The following is an 18,767-nucleotide window of genomic DNA, read 5'->3' as shown; positions in this document are numbered from 1 at the left end:
CCCGGGGATCAGTCGGTGGAGTCGAGGAAGCTGCCCACGACCCGGAGGAAGAGCTCCTCCTCCTCGACGTGCGGCATGTGGCTCGAGTACTCGAACATGTGCCAGCGCACATCGGGGATGTGGTCGGCGAACGGGCGCAGCGTCTCGGGGGTCGCCTCGTCGTACCGTCCGGACACCAGCAGGGTCGGTGCCTCGATCAGACGCAGCCGGTCGATCACGGACCAGTCCTTGAGTGTGCCGACGACATGGAACTCGTTCGGTCCGTTCATCGTGTGGTACACGGTCGGGTCGGCCGCGATGTTGTCCCAAGTCGCCTGCACCTCGGGCGGGTTGGGGACCAGACGGCACACATGGCGTTCGTTGAAGACCTGCTCGGCGGCGAGGTAGTCGGGATGGTCGGTGGTTCCGGCCGCCTCGTGGGCGAGCAGGGTGCGCTGGACCTCCGGCGGGAGCTGGCCGCGCAGTTCGGCCGCGCCCGCCAGCCACAGCTCCATGGACGCGGGGGAGTTGGCAATGACCAGACCGCGCAGGCCGGTCGGCCGGCGCACGGCGTGCTCGGCGGCGAGCATGCCGCCCCAGGACTGGCCGAGGAGGTGGTAGGCGTCGGTGATGCCCAACTCCTTGAGGAGCTGGTCGAGTTCGTCGAGGAAGAGCTGGACGGTCCAGAAGTCGGCGCCCTGGTCCGGCAGATGAGTGGACAGCCCGGTGCCGAGCTGGTCGTAGTGCACCACGGGCCGTCCCTGCTCGGCGATGCCCGCGATGCTGAGGGTGTAGTTGTGACCGGCCCCGGGCCCGCCGTGCAGCACGACGAGCGGCGTCCGGCCGGCCTCACCGGTGATCCTGTACCAGGTGGACCAGCCGTTGAAGTCGACCGTGCCGGTGCGATGCGGCTCGGGAATCGCCACGCGAGGCCTCCCAGACGGACCGGACGCGAGCCGGCCGGGGGTTGGAGCGGAAAAGGGTGCGACGGATCGCTGTGATGGTGATCGAGCAAAAGGCCGCCGCACAAGACCTTTTGGCGGGGCCGGGGCAAGACGTAACGGCGAGTTCACGTGGCCCGCCCGCGTTCACAGAACCGGAATCAACGCACCTCGACGGCGAACTCCCGCACGGCCCCGTCGACTTCCGCCACACCGCCCAGCCGCGGCACGGGCCGCGCGCTCGCGGTGATCGTGGCCGGGCTGCCCAGGGAGTCGCCCATGTCGACGGCGATCTCGGTGACACCCCGGGCGGCCAGGTCGGCGGCGAGACACGCGGTGCTGTTGGCGTTCGCGATGTCCTCCGGGACACCGATCGACGGCGCGAACATCCGCGCCGCGATCCCACCGGAGCGCGTCGGCACCGAGTAGACGTAGCAGCCGAGGAGTCCGAGCCGGTCACAGGCCGCGCGGAGTCCGTCGAAGTCCGGGGCGAGCGCGGCGAGCGCCGCGCGCGACACGACCGGGACGAGCAGGCGTGCCCGTCCGATCGAGGCCACGCGAGCACCGGGGGCGAGTGTGTCCGGGGTGATGCCCAACGGGGGCAGGACGAGGGCGATCTCGTCCGCGCCCGGCTCCCGCGACTCGACGGGACCCGGCTCGAAGTCGGCACGGAACCGCGTCCCCTCCCGTACGGCCCGGCCGGCGAACGGACGTCCCCCGGCCCGCAGGGTCCCCCGGTACTCCGAGCCTCCGGCGCGCGCCGCGAGGAAGGCCAGGGCGGCGACCGTACCGTGGCCGCACGCGGGCAGTTCGCCCTCGGCGGTGAAGAAGCGGAGCGAGACCTCGGACCCGCGCACGGCGACGAACACGGCGTGCGAGGTCCCCGCGAGGACCGGCACCCGGCATCGCTCGTCGTCGCCCAACGGCAACTCGTCCAGCACCGTGGTGGGGCTCCCGCCGGAGCCCTCCCGCAGACACGCGCGGACGATCGTGACGGACAGTCGGCTGATCACACGAGAACCGTACTATGTTCTGTCGCACCATCAGACATTCGGAGCAAAAATGCAAAAAACGGATGAGCTGCTTGATGTGACGGAGAGGGCGGCCCAGACCACCGTCCACCCACCCGAGCCACGGCGCCGCGCCCTTCGCGGACTCCCGCCCGCGCCCGCGCCCGCGCTCGCCCTCGCGCTCGGTCTGGCGGCGGCCGTTCTCCTGCTCTCGGGCACGCCCTGGCTGAACGGCCCCGCCGTGGCGGCCTGGCGCACCGTCTGCCTGGCCATCACCGTGCAGGCGCTGCCCTTCCTCCTCCTGGGCACCGCCCTGTCCGGGGCCATCAACGCCTTCGTGCCCGCCGACCTGTTCACCAAGGTGCTGCCCAAGCACCCCGCGCTCGCCGTGCCGGTCGCGGGCGTCGCGGGAGCCGTCCTGCCCGGCTGCGAATGCGCGTCCGTGCCGGTCGCGAACAGCCTGATCCGCCGGGGCGTCACCCCGGCCGCCGCCTTCGCGTTCCTGCTCTCGGCGCCCGCGATCAACCCGATCGTGCTGACCGCCACCGCCGTCGCCTTCCCGGGCAGCCCCGCCATGGTGCTGGCCCGGCTCCTCGCCTCGCTCGCCACCGCGGCCGCCATGGGCTGGCTCTGGCTCTGGCTCGGCCGCGAGGAGTGGCTGCGCCCGGTCGTCCGGCACACCGGACACCGGTCGGGACACAGTCGCTTCACGGAGTTCCGGCTCGGCTTCCAGCACGACTTCCTGCACGCCGGCGGCTTCCTCGTACTCGGCGCGATGGCCGCGGCCACCTTCAACGTGACCGTCCCACGCTCCGTCCTCGACACCTTCTCCGGATCGCCGTGGCTGTCCGTGCTGTTCCTGGCCGCGCTCGCCGTCGTCCTCGCGGTCTGCTCGGAGGCCGACGCGTTCGTGGCCGCATCGCTCACCGGCTTCTCGCCCACAGCCCGGCTGGCCTTCATGGTGGTCGGCCCCATGGTGGACCTCAAACTGATCGCCCTTCAGGCGGGCACCTTCGGCCGGGCGTTCGCGGTGCGTTTCTCCACCGCGACCACCGTCGTGGCCGTGGCCGCCAGTGTCCTGATCGGAGGCGCCCTGCTGTGAAGCGCACCGCACAAGTACTGCTCCTGGTCCTGACCGGCCTCGGCCTCCTGCATACCGCCCTCTTCACCGACCTCTATCTCCGCTACGTCAAGGAGGGCCTGCGCCCGCTGCTGATCGTCTCCGGCGTCCTCCTCCTGCTGCTGGGCGTGGCCCACGCGGCACTCGACCGCGGCTCGGCCGAGGAGACGGAACACGACCACGGCCATGACCACGGCCACGACCATTCCTCCGCACCCCGCATCGCCTGGCTGCTCTTCCTCCCCGCGCTCAGCCTTCTTCTCTACGCCCCACCCGCCCTCGGCGCCTACACGGCCGCGCACGCCGGCAGCCAGACCGTGAAGCAGCAGAAACGGTTCGCCGCACTGCCGGCCACCTCACCCCTGCCGATGACCCTCACGGACTTCACCACCCGGGTCCAGCAGGACAGGGAACTGGCCATCAAGGGCCGCACGATCCAGATGACCGGCTTCGCGACACCGGGCCGGCCCGGCGGCGGCTGGGACCTGACCCGCATCATCTTCACCTGCTGCGCGGCCGACGCCCAGACGGTCAAGGTCCGGATGTACGGCACCCCGGCCCCACCCGCCAACACCTGGCTGGCCGTCACCGGAACCTGGCACACCCAGGGCACGCTCGGCACCAGGACCGCGGCGGCGGCCCTCGACGTCCACGGCACCCGGCGCATCGCCCAACCCGTCAACGCCTTCACGGACGATCTGCCGCTCACTCCGTCGTGAAGGTGAACTCCGGTCGGCAGCAGGGGAGTTGAGCGGAGCATCGCGCGTCCCCGCTGCCGGTTGTCCCGCCGGGTTCATATCCCGATCGCCTGGCATGCCCCAGAGTTAACGGGTCATTGGGTCACATGCGGTGTGAAAGCACGGTCGATGCGTAAATCATCTTGTCATGAACCTGCGATCCGATGGACGGATCGCGGTCTCATGGAGGTGTTGGATGCACCGCAGACTCGCCACCGCTGTCTCCGCCTCGACTCTGGCCCTGGTCGCCGTCGTCGCCACCGCGACCGCCGCCACCGCCGTCCCCGCCGACAAGCCCCAGGTCCTGTCGGACTGGACCCAGACCAGCGCGTCCAGCTACAACCAGTGGGCCGCCGCCCGCGCCAACCAATCCGCCTGGTCCGCCTACGAGTTCGACTGGTCCACCGACTACTGCTCCGACTCGCCCGACAACCCCTTCGGCTTCCCCTTCGCCACATCCTGCGCGCGCCACGACTTCGGCTACCGCAACTACAAGGCCGCCGGTGCCTTCGGCGCCAACAAGTCGCGCCTCGACAGCGCCTTCTACGAGGACCTCAAGCGCGTCTGCGCCACCTACTCCGGCGCCACCGCGACCGCCTGCAACAGCACGGCGTGGACGTACTACCAAGCCGTGAAGGTCTTCGGCTGACATACCGTCAACCGCTCGGACAGCGCGGGACGTCGACCCTCGGCGTCCCGCAACCCCCGCTTCGGGAAGCCCGGTTCACACCGCGACGACCCGCACCCCCGCCTCCTCGAACCGCCGCACCACATCCGGCCCCACCGCCGTGTCCGTCACCAGCGTGTTCACCGACTCGGCCGCGCAGATCCGGGCGAATGCCCGCTGGCCGAGCTTGCTGGAGTCGGCCGCGACGACCACCCGCTCGGCGCGCTCGCACAGCAGCCGGTTGACGGCGGCCTCCGCCTCGTCGTGGGCCGCCGCGCCGTGCGTCACGTCGAAGGCGACCACGCCGAGCACCGCCACATCCACGGTGATCTGCGAGAGCACCCCGTCCGCGAGCGGCCCGACGAGTTCGTACGACTGCGGGCGCGCGACCCCACCGGTCAGCACGATCTTGAACTGGGGCCGTACGGCAAGCTCGTTGGCGATGTTGAGCGCGTTCGTCACGATGGTCAACGCCGGGGACCCGGAGGTGAGGTCGCTGCGGACCGCCAGGGCGCGGGCCACCTCCGTGGTCGTCGTACCGCCCGTCAGACCCACCGCCTCGCCCGGCGCGACGAGTTCGGCGACCGCCTTGGCGATGCGCTGCTTCTCGGAGGCGTGCCGGGCGGTCTTGTAGCGCAGAGGAAGTTCGTACGACACCCCGTGCACCACCGCGCCGCCCCGGGTGCGCACCAGCATCTGCTGCTCGGCCAGTTGATCGAAGTCACGGCGGATCGTCGCCGCCGACACGGCCAGGTCCGCCGCCGCCTCCTCGACGTCCAGCCGACCGCGCTCGACGAGCAGGTCCAGCAGCGCCTTCCAGCGGGCGTCGCGCGACATCCGCACTCTCCGTTCCTCGATTCTCCGGCGACCCTAGCGCACACCACCCTCGGCGAATTGCTTGATTGTGCTCGAAAGCTCGCTATATCTTGCAGGAACAAGCATCGGTGGGGAGGGGTACGGCATGACCTATGTCGAGGACGAGCTGAACAGCCAGCCCGAGTGCTGGACACGCGCCGCGACGGAGGCGGCCGGATACGCGCGGGTGCTGCCGACGGCGGGGGAGCGGGTCGCGATCGTCGGCTGCGGCACCTCGTACTTCATGGCCCAGGCGATCGCCGCACTGCGCGAGGGCGCAGGCCAGGGCGAGACCGACGCCTTCGCCGCCTCCGAGTTCCCGCACGGCCGCTCGTACGACCGCGTCCTCGCCCTCACCCGGTCCGGCACCACCACCGAAGTGCTCCAACTCCTGGGGGAGTTGAAAGGCCGCAGCCGCACCACCGCGATCACCGCCGACCCGCACACGCCCGTCATGGCGGCCGCCGACGAGATCGTCGTGCTCGACTTCGCCGACGAACGATCCGTCGTGCAGACCCGGTTCGCGACCACCGCGGTCACCCTGCTCCGCGCCCACCTCGGCCTGCACACCGACGCCGTCGTCGCCGACGCCCGCGCCGCGCTCACCGACGAACTGCCCGGGCAGCTCGTCGCCTGCACCCAGTTCACCTTCCTCGGCCGCGGCTGGACCGTCGGTCTCGCCAACGAGGCCGGGCTCAAGATGCGCGAGGCCTCACTGTCCTGGACCGAGGCCTACCCGGCGATGGAGTACCGACACGGTCCGATCAGCATCACCACCCACGGCACCGCCACCTGGATGCTCGGCGAGGCACCCGAGGGACTCGCCCAACAGGTGCGTGACACCGGCGGGTTGTGGATCGACGGGGGTCTCGACCCGCTCGCCGAACTCGTCCGCGCCCAGCGCCTCGCGGTCGCCGTCGCCGCCCACCGCGACCTCGACCCCGACCGCCCGCGCCACCTCACCCGCTCGGTGATCCTCGCCCCCTGAACTCCGGTACCCGGAACGACAGGAAAGGACCGGCCGTGCCCCTCGTCACCACCGGCGAACTCGTCACCCGCGCCGCCACCGCCCGCTCCGCCGTCGCCGCCTTCAACATCATCACGCTGGAACACATCGAGGCCGTCATCGCCGGCGCCGAGTCCGCCGAAGCACCCGTCGTCCTCCAAGTCAGCGAGAACGCCGTCAAGTTCCGCTACGGCCGACTCCTCCCGCTCGCCCGCGCGGCCGTCGCCGCCGCCGAACGGGCCGTCGTACCCGTCGCGTTGCACCTCGACCACGTCCAGAGCGACGACCTGCTCCGGCAGGCATCCGGCGCCGGCTTCAGCTCCGTCATGTACGACGCGGCCCGCCTGCCTTACGCCGAGAACCTCGCCGCGACGCGCACCGCCGCCGACTGGGCGCACGCCCAAGGGCTGTGGATCGAGGCCGAGTTGGGGGAGGTCGGCGGCAAGAACGGCGAGCCGCCGCTGGACGCCCACGCACCCGGCGCCCGCACCGACCCCGCCCGGGCCCGCGCCTTCGTCGCCGACTCCGGCATCGACGCCCTCGCCGTCGCCATCGGCAGCTCCCACGCCATGACGACCCGTACCGCCACCCTCGACCACGAGCTCCTCAAGCGGCTCACCGCCACACTGGACGTCCCCCTCGTCCTGCACGGCTCCTCAGGAGTCCCCGACGACGAACTGACCGCGGCCGTCGCCGACGGCATCACCAAGGTCAACGTGGGCACCGCCCTCAACCTCGCGATGACCGGCGCGATCCGCGCCTTCCTCGCCGAGCATCCCGAGGCGGTCGACTCCCGCACGTACCTGAGCGTGGGCCGGGAGGCGATGGCCGGAGCGGTGGCCAGGATCATCGGCGTGCTCGCCGGACCCGGCCGGGCTAGCGCTTGACGGCCCTCAGCACCACGAACTTGGCGTCGCTGGCGACCAGTCGGCTGTTGCCGAACAGCCGCTTCAGCTTCACGTGGTAGGCGAGATGCCGGTTGCCGACCACATACAGCTCGCCGCCCTGCCGCAGTGCGCGCCGCGCGTCGGTGAACATCCGCCAGGCCGTCGCGTCGGTCGTCGCCTGGTGGGAGTGGAACGGCGGATTGTTCAGCACGAGGTCGACGCTGTCGGCCGGCACCCCGGCCAGCCCGTCCCCGACCCTGAACTCGGCATGCCCCGGAACGCCGTTCGCCTTGTACGTCGCCTCGGCGGAGGCGACGGCCTGGAACGACTCGTCCACGAACAGGACTTCGGCCTCCGGATCGGCCAGCGACACCGCCGTACCGACGACTCCGTTGCCGCACCCGAGGTCGACGACCCGGCCGAGGCCACGGCTGTCGGGCAGGTGCTGGAGGAAGAAACGGGTGCCGATGTCGAGGCGCTCGGCACAGAACACCCCCGCGTGGTTGACCACGGTCCGCCCCGAGACCACGCCGATGCCCTCGGGCAGGGCGTAGCTGTGCGGCCACGGGTTGGCGGCGCGGGCCGCCGACGACCGGGGCGCGCAGTGGATCAGCCGGGCCTTCTTCTCGGCCAGCGAGGTCCGGGTCGGGCCGAGGATCCGCTCGAACAGCTTCAGCGTCGAGGTGTGGATCTCCTTCACCATGCCGGTGCCGACGACGACCGTGCCGGCGTGCACCGCGGGCGCCAGCCGCAGCAGCTGGTCCTCCAGGAGCGCGAGGCTCTTGGGCACCCGCACCAGCAGGACGTCCACGCGCTCGGGCGGCGGATCCTGGGTGGTGAGCAGCCGTACGGAGTCCGCGGCGACCCCGTTCCGCGCGAGGTTCGCCCGCGTCGCCTCCTGGGTGAGGAACGAGTCCGTGATCTGCACCGGGCCGTGCTCCGCGAGCGCCGTGGCCAGGGCGCCCCAGCGGTCGCCCACGATCACGACCGTGCCGGACAGCGGGGTGTCCTGCTCCGCGAGGTGCCGCAGAAGGTATTCGTCGGAGGCGTCCCAGGCGCGCAGCCGGTCGCGCGGGTCCTCGGGAAAGCGGGCCAGGGCGCGCTCGCCCCACGGTGTCGTCATTCGGTCGGTACGGTCGTCCATCGTGCGCCAAGGCTAACCGAGTCCCAGCTCATGGCCCGTCGAGGCAGGATGGGGATATGGAAGCCGAGCTGTTTCCGAGGGCCCGTGCGGAGATCGCGCCGGGCGCGGTGCACCTGCCGGACTGGCTGGACCCGGACCACCAGCGCGAGCTGCTGACGGCCTGCCGGGAGTGGGCCCGACCGCCCGCCGGACTGCGCACGGTCCGCACACCCGGCGGCGGCACGATGACCGCCCGGCAGGTCTGCCTGGGCTGGCACTGGTACCCGTACGCCTACTCCCGCACGGTCACCGACGGCGACGGCACCCCGGTGAAGCCGTTCCCGGCCTGGCTGGACGAACTGGGGCAGCGGGCGGTCACCGACACACTGGGGACGCCGACGGCGTCGTACGACATCGCACTGATCAATTTCTACGACGGCGACGCCCGCATGGGCATGCACCGCGACAGCGACGAGAAGTCCGCTGCGCCGGTCGTCTCGCTCAGCCTCGGCGACACCTGCGTCTTCCGCTTCGGCAACACCGAGACCCGCACCAAGCCGTACACGGACGTCGAGTTGAGAAGCGGCGACCTGTTCGTGTTCGGCGGCCCTTCGCGGCTGGCGTACCACGGGGTGCCGAGGGTCCACGAGGGCACGGCGCCGGTGGAGTTGGGGCTGACGGGGCGGTTGAACGTCACGCTCAGGGTGAGTGGGTTGTAGCCCGCGCCCCTGGTGGCCCCGCCTGCGGATCATGGGAGACTCGCCCTCATGAGCGGCAAGGCGGACCCCCGGCCGGCGGGGGAAGAGACCACCTCAAGGGCGCGGCTGGACCGGGGGCGCGGTGCGCTCGGGCCCGCGCTGGAGCTCGTGCACACCGGGCGGGCGCCTACCCGGGCCGTCCTGACCGCCGAGCTGGGGGTGACCCGGGCCACGGCCGGCGCGGTCGCCGCCGAGCTGGAGGCACTGGGGCTGATCCGGGTCGATGCCCGGCCCGGCGCCGCGGCCGGTTCGCAGGGGCGGCCCTCGCACCGGCTCGCGCTCGCCGAGGACGGACCCGTGGTCCTCGCCGCGCAGGTGCACGCCGACGGCTTCCGGGCCGCGCTGGTCGGGCTCGGCGGGCAGCTCGTGGCGACCGCGCCCGGCTGCGAGACCGTCGACGCCGACCCGGCCAAGGTGCTGGGCTCGGTCGTCGAGGCCGGCACGGAACTGCTGCGGGACACGGGCCGGCGATGTGTCGGCGCCGGGCTCGCCGTGCCCTCCGCCGTCGCCGAACCCGACGGCCTTGCACTGAACCCCCTGCACCTGGCCTGGCCCGCGGGCGCGCCCGTGCGCCGGATCTTCGCCGAGTGCGTGCGGGCGGCCGGCATCACCGGTCCGGCGTTCGCGGGCAACGACGTCAACCTCGCCGCCCTCGCCGAACACCGGCACGGTGCCGGGCGCGGCGCCCGCGACCTGCTGTGCGTGGCGACCGGACACCGGGGTGTGGGCGGCGCGCTCGTCCTCGACGGGCGTCTGCACACGGGGAGTTCGGGCCTGGCGCTCGAAGTCGGACACCTCACCGTCAACCCCGAGGGCCGCCCCTGCTACTGCGGCAGTCGAGGCTGCCTGGACGTCGAGGCCGACCCCCTCGCCTTCCTCGTCGCCGCCGGCCGCGAGCCCGGCCCCGAGGTGTCCCTGCTCCAGCAGTCCAACGACCTGATCCGCCACCACTACGACGACCCGTCCGTCCGCGAGGCCGTAGAAGCCCTGGTCGACCGGCTCGGGCTGGGTCTCGCCGGGCTGGTGAACATCCTCAACCCCGACCGCATCATCCTCGGCGGACTCCACCGCACCCTCCTCGACGCCGCCCCCGAGCGGTTGCGCGCGGTCGTCGCCGACCGGAGCCTGTGGGGCCAGAGCGGGGGCGTGCCGATCCTCGCCTGCACCCTCGACCACAACAGCCTGGTCGGCGCAGCCGAGTTGGCGTGGCAGCCGGTCCTCGACGATCCGCTCGCGGCCCTGTCCTGATCTCGCGGGCAGCCCGTGACAGAAGGAATCGACGAGCCCGTTGGGAGCCGGGGCAGAGTAGGTCTATCGTCGGAAACCTAAGGCCAGAGGATGGAGGGCGGCCGGTGATGCCGCAGGATGAGCCCGTGATCGGATGCACGGGGCAGGTGATCATCGGAACCCGCGGAAGCGCGGGCCCCGGCGAGGTCCTGGTGCGCGTCCGGGGTGGCTCCGAGACCTTCCTCGCCTGGTCGGACGATCCCCTGCCCACGGGGGTGACCGTGCTCGTGATCGAGTCGCGTGGGGGTCGTGAGGTCCACGTCATCGAATGGGTGGATCCATTGGACGCGCTGGGCGGGGACCCCGCCGGCGCAGAGTGAGGAGTACCAGCATGTTCGGTTACCGCGTTCCCGCTCCCGATGAGGCGATGCTGATCTCGGGTGGCAGGCGGGGACTGGGGGGCGCGCCGTTCCGCGTGGTGACGGGGCACGGAAAGTTCGTGCTCCCGGTTTTCCGCAAGACCCGTTTCCTCACCCTGGCGATGTGCGAGGCAGAGGTCACCGAGACCTGCGTGACCCGGCAGGGCATCGCACTGAACGTCCGCGCCGTGATCGCCTTCAAGGTCGGCAACGACACCGAGAGCATCATCAACGCGGGCCAGCGCTTCCTGTCCGACCAGGACCAGATGTCGGTGCTGACCGGCCGTATCTTCGCCGGTCACCTGCGCGCCATCATCGGCTCGATGACCGTCGAGGAGATCGTCACCGAGCGGCAGAAGCTGGCCGCCGAGGTCCTGGACACCTCGAAGATCGAGATGGCGAAGATCGGCCTCATCGTCGACTCGCTGCAGATCCAGTCGATCGACGACGGTGCCACCGGCTACATCGACGCGATGTCCGCCCCGCACAAGGCGGCCATCCAGCGGCAGGCCCAGATCGCCCAGGCGCAGGCCACCCAGGCCTCGGCCGAGGCGGAACAGGTGGCGGCCCGCAACCAGGCCGAATACGCCCGGCAGACCGCCGTCGTCAAGGCGGAGTACTCCGCCGAGGTGGACCGCGCCCAGGCGCAGGCCGCGCAGGCCGGACCGCTGGCGCAGGCCCACGCCCAGCAGGAGGTGCTGGCCGCGCAGACCGAACTGGCCCAGCGCCAGGCCGAGTTGCGCCAGCAGCAGCTCGTCGCCGAGATCGTCAAGCCCGCCGAGGCCGAGGCCCAGCGGATCAAGCTGCTCGCCATCGCCGAGGCCGACCGCATGAAGATCCAGGCCGAGGCGGCGGCCTCCTACGACCGGGTCGCGCTCGACCGCATGCTGATCGACCAGCTCCCGCAGATCGTCAAGGAAGCGGCGGGCGGCCTCGCCGGAGCCAACGTCAACGTCCTCAACGGCGCGGACGGCCTCGGCGAGATCGCCGCCGGCCTGGTCTCCCAGGGCCTGACGATCCTCGACTCGGTCCGCGGCAACCTGGGCAACACGGACACCGACGGCCGCCGCCCCGGCGAGGACGTCAAGAACCTGCTCCAACTCCAGGCGAAGAAGGACGAGAAGAAGGACGACGGTCCGGTGAACCTCGACTGATCAGGGGCCTTGACGGGCGGTCCGGCGGTCGGCTCGGCTCCGGTTGACTGCGGGGTCATTCTTGGCCGACTCGTGGGCTGGTTTCGGTCGGCTGCCGACTCGCTTCGGTCGATCGCCGGGTTGATCTCGGGTGGCTGTCGGGCTGCTTTCGGCTGGTCGTCGGCCAGGTCTGGTCCGACAGCCGGTCTGGTCTTGATCGGGCCGCTGCCACGGGTTCAGCGGCTGCCGGCCCGGCGTCGGCCGACCATCGGCCCGGCTTCGACCGCCCGTTGGGCTGGGACTTGATCGCCTGGCGCTTTTTGTTCGGCTGTGGCCGGCTTTCGTCGGGGCGTGGGTCTGGCCTCGGTTGATGGCCGACCCAGGCTCGGTCGGCCGCTGGCCTGGCTACGGCCGGTCGTCGGGGTGGGGCTTGATCGCCTGGCGGTTTTTTGTTCGGCTCTGGCCAGGTCTCGTAGGGGCGTCGGCTTGGTCTCGGTCAATGGCGGACCCGGGTTCAGCCAGCCGCCGGCCCGGCTTCGACCAGCCGTTGGGCTGGGACTTGATCGCTTGGCGGGCGGTTTCGTCCAGCCGCTGGCCAGGTCTCGATCGTCGGCCGGCCCGGTCTCAGCCGGCCGCAGGCCTGACCTTGACCGGCCACCGGCCAGCCTCTGACTGACCACCGGGCGGTCCTCGACTGACCACCGGCCAGCCTTCGACCGGCCACCAGCCCGTCCGCGACCGACCACCGGCCATCCGGCGGTCCTACCGCGCCGTCAGGCTCCACAGTGCCGCCACCAGCGGGCGGCGCAGATCTGTCCGCCGTACGCACAGCCCGATCGGGAATGGGTCCGGGGGCGGGTCCGCCGGGAGCACCGTCAGGCGTTCCCGTACGGCGCTGCACTCCAGCACCAGGCGGGGCACCACCCCCGTGCCGCAGCCCAGCGCGACGAGGGTCAACAGGCTTTCGTGGCCGTCCGGTTCAGCGGCTACGTCCGGGGTCGTGCCCCGGGTTCGGAACCAGCGGTCGGCCGCCTCCCGGACCAGGCCCCGGTGCGGGAGGACGAACGGGCCGTCGAGAGCGGGGTCGGGGCGGTCGCGCGCGGTGACGAGGACCAGGTCGGTCACCGCGACCGTCCGGCTCACCAGCGGCTCCGGCAGTCGCGCCGGGATCCCCGCGACCGCGACGTCCACCTCGCCCTCGTCGAGCCGGGCCAACGCCGCCGCCGCGTCGCCGGTGCGCAGATCGAGCCGCACCTGGGGATGGGCGGCCCGGAAGGGCGCCAACAGGTCGGGCAGCAAGGCCTGGCAGGCGGTCACCGTGGCGAACAGGGCGAGGCGGCCGGTGAGTTCGGCGGGGTCGGGATGCTCCTCGCGGTAGGCGCGCCACAACTCCAGTGCCTGGACGGCGTATGCACGGAAGCGATGCCCCTCCGCCGTCAGGGACACCCCGCGCGCGCCACGGTCGAACAGCCGGTGTCCGAGGTCGGCCTCCAACCGCTGCACGGTCCGCGTGAGCGTCGCCGGACTGACATGGCAGTCGAGGCTCGTCCGCCCGAAGTTCAGCGTCTGCGCCAGATGCAGGAAGAGCCGCAACTCCCGGTGATCGTCCCGCATACCGTGACCTGGCCCTTTCGCTTCACGCAACAGCCCGCTGCATATGTTGCGCTTGCCGCAACACTCGCCCGGAGCCTACAACTCGACCATGACCTCGACCACGCACACCTCCGCCGTCTTCCCCCTCGAAACGATGGACGTGCCCGGCGGCACGGAGACCATCCTGCGCGGCGGCCGCCACCTCTTCCCGCTGCTCCCGCAGGCCTTCGCCGGCGTCCGCCGCATCGGCGTCATCGGCTGGGGCCCACAGGGCCGCGCCCAGGCCCGCAACCTGCGTGACTCCCTCGCCGGTACGGACATCCGGGTGAGCGTCGGCCTGCGCCCCGGCTCGTCCTCCGCCGCCGACGCCCGCGCCCACGGCTTCACCGAGGCGGACGGCACCCTCGGCGACTGGCTCGCCGTCACCGCCGACAGCGACCTCGTGATCCTGCTCATCGCGGACGCCGCCCTCGCCGCCCACCACGAGCAGATCTTCGCCGCACTCAAGCCCGGCGCCACCATCGGCCTCTCCCACGGCTTCCTCCTCGGTCATCTCCGGGAGAACGGGGGCGAGTTCCCGCCCGGACACGCCGTCATCGCCGTCTGTCCCAAGGGCATGGGCGACTCGGTGCGCCGCCTCTACGAACAGGGCGCGGAGATCAACGGCGCCGGTATCAACAGCAGTTACGCCGTCCACGCCGACCCCGACGGCCGGGCCACGGACCGTGCGCTCGGCTGGTCGGTGGCGCTCGGCTCGCCGTACACCTTCCGCACCACCCTGGAGAGCGAGTACCGCTCCGACATCGTGGGCGAACGCGCCATCCTGCTCGGTGCCGTGCACGGCATCGTCGAGAGCCTCTACACGCGCTACCGCCTGAGCGGCGACGACCCGGTGACCGCGTACGAGCGCTCCTGCGAGAACGTCACCGGACCCGTCGCCCGCACCATCTCCCGCGTCGGACTCCGCGCCGTCCGCGAGGACTTGGACCCGGCGGGCCGGGAGATCTTCGACCGCGCGTACTCGGCGACCTACGATCCCGCCCGCGAGATCGTCGCCGAGATCTACGACGAGGTCGCCGACGGCACCGAACTGCGCAGCGTCGTCCTGGCCGAACAGCGGCTCGGGGCACGGGAGATGAGCCGGATCGGGGGTTCACCGATGTGGGCCGCGGGAGCGGAGGTGCGAGTGCGCCGGGCCGAACGGGCCCTGCCCGTCGAGCCGTTCACGGCGGGCGTGTTCGTGGCGACGATGACCGCGCAGGTCGACGAGTTCGCCGAACGGGGCCACCCCTGGTCGGAGATCGTCAACGAGTCCGTCATCGAGGCGGTCGACTCCCTGCTGCCCTACATGCACGCCCGCGATGTGGCGTACATGGTCGACAACTGCTCCCGCACGGCCCGCCTTGGCGCCCGCCGGTGGGGACCCCGCTTCCAGGCGGCCTACGAGCAGATCGCCTACCCGGCCGCCGAACTGCCCGCCGACGAAGCCCTGTTGACGGCCTTCGACAGCCACCCCATGCACGAGGCACTGGCCGCCGCGGCGAAACTACGGCCGTCCGTGGACATCTCGGTGGCCTAGCCCCGGCCGGTCAGGTCAGCGCGAGGCCGGGAACGGCAGCGCGTCCTGGTAGGCGTTCACCGGCTTGGCGACCTTCTCGACGGTGACGCCGTCGAGCGCGGCCGGGGCGGACTTGGTGCCCAGGGTTCCGCCCGCGTGCCAGGTCCCGGTGATCGTCACCCAGGTGTTGGCGGCCAGGGCCGGGATGCCGTAGACCCGCACCTTGATGGACTGGGCGTCCGCCGCGCAGCACGAGATCATGATCCGCGTCAGGTCCCAGTAGGTGCTCGCCTTGTCGGGCGTGACAAAGCCGGTCATCTGGAGGGTGCGGCCCTTGATGGACCCCTTGCGGTCCTGCTGCACCCGGGTGGTGAAGTCGGTGAGGGTCATCGGCAGCGGCGAGGTCGCGGGCAGCGGATCGAAGGAGTCCTGCTGGGCGACGGCCTTGGGCGCGGCGCGGGAAGCGGTGTAGGCGCCGAGGGCGGGTGGGGCGTAGAAGAGGAGGCTGAGCGCGGGGAAGAAGAGCAGCCAGGCGACGCGGGGCACCCTGGAGTGGTTGTGGCCGGCGTGCTCCTCGTTTGCGACCGGCTTCCGCCGTGACCACGCCTCGGCGATGCCGAGCAGGATCAGCAGGAACCCCGAGGCGACGAGCATCGGGCGCATGCTCGGCTTCACGTAGCGCAGGCACAGGTCGGTGAAGAGCGAGGCGTGCAGCAGGCCCAGGCCGCTGAGGACGAGCAGGGTCACCTGGAGGGGGCGTCTCACAGCAGTACGGCTCCGATCAGCGCGCTGGACAGGACCGCGACGACCGTCGTGGCGGCGGAGAAGCGGGCCGCGAAGGCCCGGCCGAACGTGCCCGCCTGGAGGGCGATCAGCTTCAGGTCCACCATGGGGCCCACCACCATGAAAGCCAGCCTGGCAGTGGGGGAGAAGCCTGTGAGTGAGGACGCCACGAACGCGTCGGCCTCCGAGCAGACCGCGAGGATGATCGCGAGCGCGGCCAGGAAGAGCACGGACAGCCAGGGCGAACCGGCGAACGTGTCGAGCACGGAGCGCGGCACCGCGACATTGAAGGTCGCCGCCGCCATCGCACCGATGACCAGGAACCCGCCCGCGTGCAGGAAGTCGTGCTGGAAGCCGGTCCGGAACTCCGTCCAGCGACTGTGCCCCGGCCGATGCCCGGCATGCCGTACGGCCGGCCGCAGCCACTCCTCACGCCCCAGCCAGAGCCACAGCCAGCCCATCACCACGGCCGTGGCCAGCGAGGCGAGCAGCCGGGCCAGCACCATGACCGGGCTGGCGGGGAACGCGATCGCGGTGGCCGTGAGGACGACCGGGTTGATCGCGGGCGCCGAGAGCAGGAACGCGAACGCGGCGGCCGGCGTGACCCCGCGCCCGATCAGACTGTTCGCCACCGGCACCGACGCGCACTCACAGCCCGGCAGCACCACTCCCGCGACCCCGGCGACCGGGACGGCGAACGCGGCCCGCCTGGGCAGCATCTTCGTGAACACCCGCGCCGGAACGAACGCGTTGATCGCCCCCGACAGCGCCGTACCCAACAACAAGAAGGGCAGCGCCTGCGTGGTGATGGCCAGACACACGGTCCGCCACGCCTGCACGGCCGGCGCGTCCAGCCACCGCCCGACCGAGAAGAGCACCAGACCGGGAACGACAGCGGCCGCCAACAACAGAAGCGGCCAGGACCGGGGCCACCCCGCCGCCGCGACCTCCGCCTCCGCCTCTCTGGGCGGCTCCACCGTCGTCTGCACACCAGCTCCACATGTTCGATGTTCGCGTCGAACATAGCGGGCGCCCGTCAGCCGTCGACGACCGGCTCCGCCGTGGGGGCGTACTGCGCGACACCGTCGCCGAGCGACCAGTCGACCGACGCGTTCTCGGTCACGGTGACGAACACGTTCCGCGGCTCGGTCCCCGCGTACGCGTGCGCGAGTTCCGCGATCCGCCGGTACAGCGCCCGCTTACGGTCGGGGCCGCGCCCGGCGCGCATGGTGATCGCGACGAACACGATGCCCTCGTCACGGCGCACACCGAGGTAGTCGCCGTACCGGAGGGTGCTGTGGGTGCCGTCGTGACCGACCAGGACCTGGAACCGGTCGTCGTCCGGAATCCCGATCGTCTCCACCAGGGCGTCGTGCACGGCACGGCCGAGCGCGTCGAGCCGTGCGGGGTCGGCGCGCAGCGCGTCTATGCGTACGAAGGGCATGCCGGTTCTTCTCCCGTGTTCTCAGGGCCAGTTGACGGCGAACGCCCGCGCGGGGTTCTCCGTGAAGATGCGCCTCACCAGTTCCTCACCCAGCTCCAGCGCGAGCCTTGGCCCGACCCGGCGCAGCAGATACGGCATGCCCGGGCCGCCGTCCACCGAGCGGGCGTCGGCGACCACCGTGTCGCCGCCCAGCAGGAGGCGGTCGGCGGAGCCGGACTCGGCGAGGGCCCGGACGCCGTCCGGCATCCGCCAGTCCGTGGCGTGGTGGGCACGGGACGGACCGTCGAAGGCCAGGTAGGCGCCCGTCTCGGCGGCCTGGCGCTGCACCACGAGGTCGGGGGAGCGGTTGAGGTGACCGAGAATGATCCGCCGCGGCTCGACCCCCAACTCCCCGCACAGCAGGTCGAGTACGTCGAGCGCGCCCGTGCCCAGCTCCAGATGGACGGCGATGGGAGCGCCCGTCGCACGGTGGGCCGCGGCCGCCGCGGTCATCGTCCAACGGGCGTGCGCGTCAAGGCCGTGGAAGCCGCCCGCGACCTTGATGAACCCGGCGCGGACACCCGACGGCCCGATGCCCTCCGTCAGCTCGGCGACGAACACCTCGGCCAGCCTGCCGCGCAGACCTTCGAGCAACTCGGGGCTGTAGTGGGCCGCTTGGTGCAACCCGGTCGCGCAGACCACCCGCACCCCCGTCGCCCGCGACAGCACGGGCAGATCGGCCACCCGGCGCCCCATCCCGTACGGCGTCCACTGCACGACACTGTCCCCGCCGACGGAACGGAACGCGGCCAACTCGGCCCGCGCGGCGGAGGCGTCGCCCAACTCCTGGCCGGGAAGCCGAGGACTGCGGAGGAAGAGATGATCGTGCGCGTCGCACACACCCAGCGTCCCCGGGTCCACATCCCCCAACACCGTACGGACGGCGGCGACTTCACTCACCACTGCTGACCGCGCGGCAACGCGCCCCGACCCGGCTGCGAGAGGTGCAGCACCTGGAACACGTCCCCCTCCGCCTTCGGCGCCTCGTGCTCCCAGAGCGAGAAATGGACCAGCTCCCAGCCGTGCGGGTCGACGGCCGCCGCTGTGAGCACCGCGCCGTCCTCCCCGGCCAGCCGCCGGGTCTCGTTCACCGCGTCCGCCATCACCGCGGCCAGCTCCACCCCCTCCGGTATCCGCCGCCGGTTGCGCACCGCGACGGCGGCGGGGGAGCCCGCGGCGCCGCCCTCCTCGTAGGCCAGGCCCGTCCACCGCAGCACCTGGGGGCGCCCGAAGTCGTCGGCGAGCCCCTGGAAGGCGCTTCCCCAGAGGAAGCGGTTCATGCCCTCCACCGTGTTCCACAGGTAGAAGGGGGCGTACTGGTTGACCGGCGAGCCATGCACTCCGCGCTCGCGCAGCAGAAACGACTTGAAGCCGAGGCCGTCCCAGTCGTCGAGCAGATGACCGATCCGCGCGACCCGGCCCCGGATGATTCCCGTGTCGTAGTCGGCGGGCAGGGTGAGTTCGTACTGCATGGCAAACATCAAGTGC

20 protein-coding genes are annotated in these 18,767 nt (G+C 71.7%); 10 read left to right on the top strand and 10 right to left on the bottom strand.

Annotated features, from left to right (window positions below; all coding sequences use genetic code 11):
- Window positions 1–8: 8 nt before the first annotated feature.
- Together ABZT04_RS11750 and ABZT04_RS11745 are read right to left on the bottom strand one after the other, a co-directional pair.
- A complete protein-coding gene (locus ABZT04_RS11750; RefSeq protein WP_356055629.1) occupies window positions 9–905 on the bottom strand; it encodes a proline iminopeptidase-family hydrolase in 897 nt (298 codons plus the stop codon).
- Window positions 906–1,081: 176 nt separating this feature from the next.
- A complete protein-coding gene (locus ABZT04_RS11745; RefSeq protein WP_356055627.1) occupies window positions 1,082–1,933 on the bottom strand; it encodes a PhzF family phenazine biosynthesis protein in 852 nt (283 codons plus the stop codon).
- A 49-nt stretch (window positions 1,934–1,982) separates the two neighbouring features.
- On the opposite strand from ABZT04_RS11745, the gene ABZT04_RS11740 reads away from it, so the two are divergent.
- The 3 genes from ABZT04_RS11740 (at window position 1,983) to ABZT04_RS11730 (ending at window position 4,436) form a co-directional block, all read left to right on the top strand.
- Window positions 1,983–3,032 carry a permease gene (locus tag ABZT04_RS11740; RefSeq protein WP_356055625.1) on the top strand — a complete coding sequence of 350 codons (1,050 nt, stop codon included), beginning with the start codon at window positions 1,983–1,985 and terminating at the stop codon, window positions 3,030–3,032.
- Window positions 3,029–3,769: a TIGR03943 family protein gene (locus ABZT04_RS11735; RefSeq protein WP_356055623.1), complete on the top strand. Its 741-nt coding sequence runs from the start codon at window positions 3,029–3,031 to the stop codon at window positions 3,767–3,769. Before ABZT04_RS11740 ends, ABZT04_RS11735 begins: the two co-directional genes overlap by 4 nt.
- A 214-nt stretch (window positions 3,770–3,983) precedes the next feature.
- Entirely contained in the window at window positions 3,984–4,436 is a 453-nt protein-coding gene (locus ABZT04_RS11730; RefSeq protein WP_356055621.1) for a phospholipase, read from the top strand.
- A gap of 75 nt (window positions 4,437–4,511) precedes the next feature.
- Here the strand turns inward: ABZT04_RS11730 and ABZT04_RS11725 are convergent, their stop codons facing one another.
- A complete protein-coding gene (locus tag ABZT04_RS11725; protein WP_356055619.1) occupies window positions 4,512–5,291 on the bottom strand; it encodes a DeoR/GlpR family DNA-binding transcription regulator in 780 nt (259 codons plus the stop codon).
- A gap of 124 nt (window positions 5,292–5,415) precedes the next feature.
- Between ABZT04_RS11725 and ABZT04_RS11720 the strand changes: the two genes are divergently transcribed.
- A complete protein-coding gene (locus ABZT04_RS11720) occupies window positions 5,416–6,297 on the top strand; it encodes an SIS domain-containing protein (protein WP_356055617.1) in 882 nt (293 codons plus the stop codon).
- A gap of 35 nt (window positions 6,298–6,332) precedes the next feature.
- On the top strand, window positions 6,333–7,202 hold the full coding sequence (locus ABZT04_RS11715; protein WP_356055615.1) for a class II fructose-bisphosphate aldolase: 870 nt from the start codon (window positions 6,333–6,335) through the stop codon (window positions 7,200–7,202).
- On the opposite strand, the gene ABZT04_RS11710 is transcribed toward ABZT04_RS11715, so the two are convergent.
- A complete protein-coding gene (locus tag ABZT04_RS11710; protein ID WP_356055717.1) occupies window positions 7,192–8,325 on the bottom strand; it encodes a methyltransferase in 1,134 nt (377 codons plus the stop codon). The two genes, ABZT04_RS11715 and ABZT04_RS11710, sit on opposite strands and share 11 nt — an antisense overlap.
- 77 nt (window positions 8,326–8,402) lie before the next feature.
- Between ABZT04_RS11710 and ABZT04_RS11705 the strand changes: the two genes are divergently transcribed.
- The 4 genes from ABZT04_RS11705 (at window position 8,403) to ABZT04_RS11690 (ending at window position 11,883) form a co-directional block, all read left to right on the top strand.
- Window positions 8,403–9,044, top strand: coding sequence for an alpha-ketoglutarate-dependent dioxygenase AlkB (locus tag ABZT04_RS11705; RefSeq protein WP_356055613.1), 642 nt, complete (start codon window positions 8,403–8,405; stop codon window positions 9,042–9,044).
- Between the two features lie 48 nt (window positions 9,045–9,092).
- The gene (locus ABZT04_RS11700; protein ID WP_356055611.1) at window positions 9,093–10,331 is read left to right on the top strand and encodes an ROK family protein; all 1,239 of its coding nucleotides are present in this window, start codon (window positions 9,093–9,095) and stop codon (window positions 10,329–10,331) included.
- A gap of 107 nt (window positions 10,332–10,438) precedes the next feature.
- Window positions 10,439–10,690, top strand: a complete 252-nt coding sequence (locus ABZT04_RS11695) for a hypothetical protein (protein WP_356055609.1) — start codon at window positions 10,439–10,441, stop codon at window positions 10,688–10,690.
- 11 nt (window positions 10,691–10,701) lie between these two features.
- Window positions 10,702–11,883, top strand: a complete 1,182-nt coding sequence (locus ABZT04_RS11690) for an SPFH domain-containing protein (RefSeq protein WP_356055607.1) — start codon at window positions 10,702–10,704, stop codon at window positions 11,881–11,883.
- Between the two features lie 741 nt (window positions 11,884–12,624).
- On the opposite strand, the gene ilvY is transcribed toward ABZT04_RS11690, so the two are convergent.
- Complete coding sequence (gene ilvY, locus ABZT04_RS11685) at window positions 12,625–13,476, bottom strand: HTH-type transcriptional activator IlvY (protein ID WP_356055605.1); 852 nt, start codon at window positions 13,474–13,476, stop codon at window positions 12,625–12,627.
- Window positions 13,477–13,564: 88 nt separating this feature from the next.
- On the opposite strand from ilvY, the gene ABZT04_RS11680 reads away from it, so the two are divergent.
- Window positions 13,565–15,034, top strand: coding sequence for a ketol-acid reductoisomerase (locus ABZT04_RS11680; protein ID WP_356055603.1), 1,470 nt, complete (start codon window positions 13,565–13,567; stop codon window positions 15,032–15,034).
- Between the two features lie 15 nt (window positions 15,035–15,049).
- Here ABZT04_RS11680 and ABZT04_RS11675 read toward each other — a convergent pair whose 3' ends face one another.
- Genes ABZT04_RS11675 through ABZT04_RS11655 form a run of 5 tightly spaced genes read right to left on the bottom strand, consistent with a single transcriptional unit; the run spans window position 15,050 to window position 18,760 of the window.
- The gene (locus ABZT04_RS11675) at window positions 15,050–15,778 is read right to left on the bottom strand and encodes a TIGR03943 family protein (protein ID WP_356055601.1); all 729 of its coding nucleotides are present in this window, start codon (window positions 15,776–15,778) and stop codon (window positions 15,050–15,052) included.
- A complete protein-coding gene (locus tag ABZT04_RS11670) occupies window positions 15,775–16,785 on the bottom strand; it encodes a permease (RefSeq protein ID WP_356055599.1) in 1,011 nt (336 codons plus the stop codon). Before ABZT04_RS11670 ends, ABZT04_RS11675 begins: the two co-directional genes overlap by 4 nt.
- 47 nt (window positions 16,786–16,832) lie before the next feature.
- A complete protein-coding gene (locus tag ABZT04_RS11665; protein WP_356055597.1) occupies window positions 16,833–17,240 on the bottom strand; it encodes a tautomerase family protein in 408 nt (135 codons plus the stop codon).
- Between the two features lie 21 nt (window positions 17,241–17,261).
- Complete coding sequence (locus ABZT04_RS11660; protein ID WP_356055595.1) at window positions 17,262–18,182, bottom strand: phosphotriesterase; 921 nt, start codon at window positions 18,180–18,182, stop codon at window positions 17,262–17,264.
- Window positions 18,176–18,760, bottom strand: coding sequence for a DUF4865 family protein (locus tag ABZT04_RS11655; protein WP_356055593.1), 585 nt, complete (start codon window positions 18,758–18,760; stop codon window positions 18,176–18,178). Before ABZT04_RS11655 ends, ABZT04_RS11660 begins: the two co-directional genes overlap by 7 nt.
- Window positions 18,761–18,767: the final 7 nt, after the last annotated feature.

The organism is Streptomyces sp. NPDC005492 (assembly GCF_040605995.1).
Lineage (GTDB): Bacteria > Actinomycetota > Actinomycetes > Streptomycetales > Streptomycetaceae > Streptomyces.
The sequence above is the reverse complement of the archived record's forward strand: the minus strand, read 5'-3'. Positions and strand labels throughout refer to the sequence as shown.